General features: G+C 30.7%; 4 protein-coding genes. All 4 read left to right on the top strand.

Features of this window, described 5'->3' with window-relative positions; translation table 11 throughout:
- Positions 1-221 precede the first annotated feature (221 nt).
- The 4 genes from GXK56_RS25370 to pulA all read left to right on the top strand — a co-directional run bounded on the left by GXK56_RS25370 (position 222) and on the right by pulA (position 6011).
- Positions 222-1442, top strand: a complete 1221-nt coding sequence (locus GXK56_RS25370) for an extracellular solute-binding protein (RefSeq protein WP_160692721.1) — start codon at positions 222-224, stop codon at positions 1440-1442.
- A 260-nt stretch (positions 1443-1702) separates the two neighbouring features.
- Positions 1703-3106: a sugar ABC transporter permease gene (locus GXK56_RS25365; protein WP_160692719.1), complete on the top strand. Its 1404-nt coding sequence runs from the start codon at positions 1703-1705 to the stop codon at positions 3104-3106.
- A complete protein-coding gene (locus GXK56_RS25360; protein WP_160692718.1) occupies positions 3106-3948 on the top strand; it encodes a sugar ABC transporter permease in 843 nt (280 codons plus the stop codon). The genes GXK56_RS25365 and GXK56_RS25360 overlap by 1 nt, the downstream gene beginning before the upstream one ends.
- Positions 3949-3998: 50 nt before the next feature.
- On the top strand, positions 3999-6011 hold the full coding sequence (gene pulA / locus GXK56_RS25355) for a type I pullulanase (protein ID WP_160692717.1): 2013 nt from the start codon (positions 3999-4001) through the stop codon (positions 6009-6011).
- Positions 6012-6044: the final 33 nt, after the last annotated feature.

Below are 6044 nucleotides of genomic sequence, written 5' to 3'. Positions count from 1 at the left end.
TTATTTTTTCACACAAAAAGAGCCGTGCACTAATTATTTAGTGCGACAGCCCCTTATTTTTTATTTTATGGATTATTAAATAAAAAAGTCAAGATAGGTCTAAAAATAGAGGTATAAAAATTGATATTTTAAGTTTAATTATTGATACAGGTTTTGTTTTTACTTATGTTATAATTCAGTCAGGTTAGAGAAATACATATATTTGGGAGGCGGAAGAAATTATGAAGAAAAGGTTATTAGCGTTATTAATGACAGGGATAATTGTGGTTGGAGGATTAGCAGGATGTGGGACTTCAGCAAAACAAGCATCCAGTGATAAAGGAAAAAGTGCTGGGTATGCTAAAGATGCAAAGCTTAAGATTTGGGGATCTCAAGAGGATCAAGAAATGTATCGTAAAGTTGTTGAACAATTTAAAAATAGTACACCAGAAGCTAAAGACTGGACTATTGATTTTGGAGTAGTGCAAGGAGCTAAGGCTAAGGAAGAAATTTTAAAAGATCCCTCAGCTGCTGCAGATATTTTTGATTTTGCATCAGATCAAATTCAAGAATTAAAGAAGGCAAATGTATTATATCGTATTACAAAAAACAAAGATAAAATCATAAGCAGCAGCTTACCAGAAGCAGTTAAAGGTGCAACCATAGATGGGGAACTATATGGATATCCTTTAACAAATACAACTTTTGTTATGTTTTACGATAAGAGCATGTATACAGAAGACGAAGTTAAAAACTTAAACACAATGATGGAAAAGAAACTGCCAGAGGGCGTTACCAATTTTTCAATGGATATAGATAATGGATGGTTTAATTCATGTTTTTTCCAAGGAGTTGGGTGCAGATTATTTGGACAAGATGGACTAGACCCTACAAAATGTGATTTTAACAATCAAAAAGGATTAATGGCAGGAAACTACATGGCCAATTTAGCTGCAAGTCCTAAGTTTGCAAATCAAGATGGACCTCTTCTACTAAAAGCATTTGAAAACAAAAAACTTGGAGCTACTTTCCAAGGAATATGGGATGCAGAAGCAATAAAGGGATATTTAGGAAAAGATTATGGAGTTACTAAACTTCCAGAAGTGACTTTAGAAGATGGAAGTACAGTTCAATTAGCAAGTATGATGAACTTTAATTTAACAGGTATAAATGCACAAACTAAATATCCAGCAGAAGCAATGCTTTTAGCAGAATATTTAACAACTAATAAAGATGCATTAAAATTACGTTCTGAATTAAGACCACAAGATGAAGCAGCAAAAAAAGCAGCTGATGAACAAGCAAAATTAGCAGTGCTTCAAACTTCAATACCACAAGTAGGTAATTTCTGGCCTGCTGCAGAAGCTTTTGGTGCTGGGTTAATGGATAAAACAATAACTAAGGACAATATGAAAGAAAAGTTAGATTTATTAGTTAAGAATATTTTAGCTCAAATCAAATAGGTAAATAAATTTAGTAAAACACTTATATTATAGGTGCTGTTGCAAAATTTGTGAAATTCATGAGAAAGCTCAATAATGTGTAAATAAGTAAATTTATCCCCTATAAATTTTATTTGTTACGTTTTGTAAATATGAATTTTGCAACAGCTCAATATTGATTTTTTATATTGTAATAGTGGTAGTTTAATCAGGTAAAGAAATTATTTATTAACAATATATAAGGAAAGGATTTCAAGAAATATAAGAAAGGAGCAAGAATAATGAATTTGCAGATTGAAGAAAAAAACAGCTTTATTAAAACTATAAATTCAGTTAAAAATAAATCTAATTTCTTTAAGAAAGCTTTTAAAAATGGTGATAAATTTACAAGGCTTTCATTTTTTATTATGGGAATTTCAAACTTAATTCATGGACAAATAGTAAAGGGGCTATTATTTTTATTTGCGGAAATAAGTTTTTTATTATATATGATAGAAACAGGTATGGAAGCTGTTTTAGGATTAAGAAACCTTGGAGAAGTAACACAAGGGTGGGTGTTTAATGAAGAGCTAGGCATTGATTTATTACAGGATGGAGATAATTCCATGCTTATTTTGTTATTTGGAGTTTTTGCAGTATTTATTATAATGGCATTTATTTTAATTTGGATAACTAATATAAGATCGGCTATTGAATTACAAAGCTTAAGAGAAAGTGGAAAAAAGATACCTTTATTTAAAGAAGATATAAGAGACTATTTGGATGGAAAGCTTCATAATACATTAATGTTTTTACCTTTACTAGGTATATTTGCGTTTACAATATTACCTTTAGTATTTATGATTTTAGTTGCTTTCACTAATTATGACAGCACTCATCAACCTCCAGGCAGTTTATTTACATGGGTCGGACTAGATAATTTTAGAATAATGCTAGGTATAGGAAGTACTATTTCAAATACTTTTTGGCCAGTGCTTGGATGGACATTAATTTGGGCAGTAACAGCTACCTTTAGCACATATATTGGAGGAATACTGCTTGCATTATTAATAAATAAGAAAAATGTAAAGTTTAAAGGGTTTTGGAGAACTATGTTTATTTTATCTATTGCTATTCCTCAATTTGTAACATTATTAACTATGCAGACAATGTTACAGGATGAAGGGGCAGTAAATGTGTTATTACAGGAATTGGGCTTCATTTCAGCACCTATTCATTTTTTAACAGAAGCAACACTTGCAAGGATTACAATAATAGTTATCAATTTATGGATAGGCATTCCATTTACAATGATAACAGTTACTGGAATTTTAATGAATATACCAAAAGAGCTTTATGAAGCAGCAAAAGTAGATGGTGCAAATTCAGTTGTAATATTTTTTAAGATTACAATGCCATATATATTATTTATTACAGCACCAACTTTGATTACTGGATTTATTGGAAATATAAATAACTTTAATGTAATTTATCTGCTAACAAAAGGTGGGCCAGCTAATTTGGATTACTATCAAGCTGGAAAGACAGATTTATTAGTTACTTGGCTTTATAAATTAACAGTTACAGGAAAAGAATATTCTTATGCTTCAACAATAGGAATTATTGTATTTATTTTATCTGTAATATTTTCATTATTTATGTATAAAAGAACATCAGCATACAAGGAGGAGGGGGATTTTTCATAATGAAAACAAAGAAGTTTTTAGATTTTACATGGACTCACACTTTACTTTTTATATTAAGTATTATTTGGATTATGCCTATTCTCTGGGTAGTACTGATTTCTTTTAGAAAAGAAGCAGGGTCCTTTACACCTTACTTCTTCCCTAAGTCATTGACAATAGATAATTATGTAAGATTATTTACAGATACAAAACAATTTTATTTTGCAAGATGGTTTGGAAATACATTTTTCGTTGCTGTTTGTTCATGTATATTATCAACATTTTACAATTTATCAACATCTTATTGTCTTTCAAGGCTTCGTTTTAAAATCAGAAAACCATTTATGAGTCTTGCATTGATTTTGGGAATGTTTCCTGGATTTATGTCAATGATTGCAGTGTATTATATTTTGAAAGGCATCGGGATAAGCCAGTCTTTGGTGGCCTTAATCCTTGTATACTCAGGAGGGGCAGGCTTAGGTTTCTATATTGCAAAGGGATTTTTTGATACAGTACCAAAAGCTTTAGATGAATCTGCTTTAATTGATGGTGCTACGAAATTTCAAATATTCTACAAGATTATATTGCCACTTTCCAAACCCATTATGGTATACACTGTGCTTACTTCCTTCATGGCACCTTGGATGGATTATATTTTTGCAAGCGTAATTATGGGAGATAATTATGATAATTATACAGTAGCAATAGGACTTACCAAAATGCTAGATCGTGAATTTATTAATACTTATTATACTCAATTTGCTGCAGGTGCAGTATTGGTTTCAATTCCAATTGCAATTTTATTTATAGTGATGCAAAAGTACTATGTTGAAGGAATTTCAGATGGTTCAGTCAAGGGATAATAAATCAATGTTTTTAGAAAAGTTTATTAATTTGAAGGTGAGGGATTATTATGACAAAGTCAATAAATAGTTTTACTGAAAGAGATCTTCTTATTAGAAATAAGACAGGAAAAGAGTGGAGAGAGCTCTTTAATTCTAAGGAATTTGATGAGGAGTTTTATTATGATGGAAATGATTTAGGTGCAAGCTATAGTAAAGAAAAAACAGTTTTTAAAGTTTGGGCACCAACTGCTGAAGAAGTGACATTAAACTTATATAATAAAGGAAGCGAAGAAGAAAAATCTTCATATTGTATGGAAAACTTCCCTATGAAACTTACAGAAAAAGGAGTTTGGGTAGTAAAGGTAGAGGGAGATTTAAATGGAACTTATTATACCTACACTGTCAGTGCAAATGGAAGTAATAATGAAACTGGGGATATATATGCTAAAGCTTGTGGAGTAAATGGAATTAGAAGTATGGTTGTAAATTTAGAAAAGACTAACCCATGTGGATGGGAAGAGGACAAACATGTTTTTTATCCATTAGAAGAAACAGAAATATGGGAGGTTCATATTGGTGACTTTTCTAATGATCCTAATTCAGGAGTAAATCCAAAATATCAAGGTAAATATTTGGCTTTTACAGAAGAAAATACAACATTGAATGGGGATAAGGTACATCCAACATGTTTAAATTATTTAAAGAATTTAGGTATAACCCATGTACAGTTACTTCCATCTTTTGATTATGGTTCAGTAGATGAAAGTAATAATGATGGCAAATTTAATTGGGGATATGATCCTATAAATTATAATGTTCCAGAAGGTTCTTATTCAACAAATCCTTTTAAGGGAGAAATTAGAATTCGTGAGTATAAGCAAATGATAGCAGCTTTGCATAAGGCAGGAATATCAGTAGTCATGGATGTTGTTTATAATCATACTTATTCTTTAGATTCTCATTTTAATCGTACAGTTCCATATTATTATTACAGGCAGGATGAAGAAGGAAATTATTGTGATGGTTCCGCTTGTGGAAATGATACAGCAAGTGAGAGAAAGATGTTTCAAAAGTATATTTTAGAGTCTGTATTATATTGGATAAAGGAATATCATATTGATGGTTTTAGATTTGATTTAATGGGACTTCACGATACAGAAACCATGAATTTATTAAGAGAAGAAATAGATAAATTAGATTTCGGGAAAAATATTATTATTTATGGAGAACCATGGTCTGCAACGGAGAGTTCTTTTAAAGAAGGATATATTCCAGCGAAAAAAGAGGCTATATTGGAATTAAAAGATAGGATTTCTATTTTTAACGATGATACAAGAGATGCAATAAAAGGAGCTTTTAATGAATTAGAAAGTCCAGGCTTTGTTAATGGAGGTATAGACTTTGAAAAGAAAATAAAAAGGGCTGTTTGTGGATCAATAGATGTTAAATACAAGAATCAGCCTAGAACGCCTGGCCAATTAATAAATTATGTATCAGCACATGATAACAGTACATTATGGGATAAACTTGTGGATTCTGTTAAGAAGGATGGGGATTATTTTACTAAACATGAAGATTTATTAGCAATGAATAAATTAGCAGCAGCAATTGTTCAGTTTTCAAGAGGGATTCCATTTATGCAGGCTGGTGAAGAAGCAGGAAGAACAAAGCTTGGTGAAGATAACAGTTTTTGTCTTTCAAAGGAACTGAATCAGCTTGATTGGAAGAGGTTTTACGAATTTGAGGAGCTTATTAATTATTATAAAGGACTTATAAAAGTTAGAAAAAGCTTTAAAGGCTTTTACGATTTAAGTGGAAATTCAGTGGAAGATATATCTTTTATGAAAAAGCTTCCTAAACAGGTAGTAGCTTATAAAATAAAAGGAAGTTATGAAGAAAATTATTGTAAAGAAGTAATTGTTGTATTCAATGCATCAAATAATGAAGTTAAAATTAATTTGGAACATAGAGAAGGTAAAGTATTAGTAGATAGAGAGAATACAGATGCAAAAGGAATTAGGAGTGTAAAAGAATATGCAATAATTCCACCCATCAGCCCATATGTTATTCAGTTAAGCTAATAGTTGTGGAGAAAAAGCCTGGGGGCTTTTCTC

The sequence above is a fragment of the Clostridium sp. C2-6-12 genome (assembly GCF_009928485.1).
GTDB lineage: Bacteria > Bacillota > Clostridia > Clostridiales > Clostridiaceae > Clostridium.
Note: the sequence above shows the minus strand (reverse complement) of the source record. Positions and strands in the feature narration are given on the sequence as shown.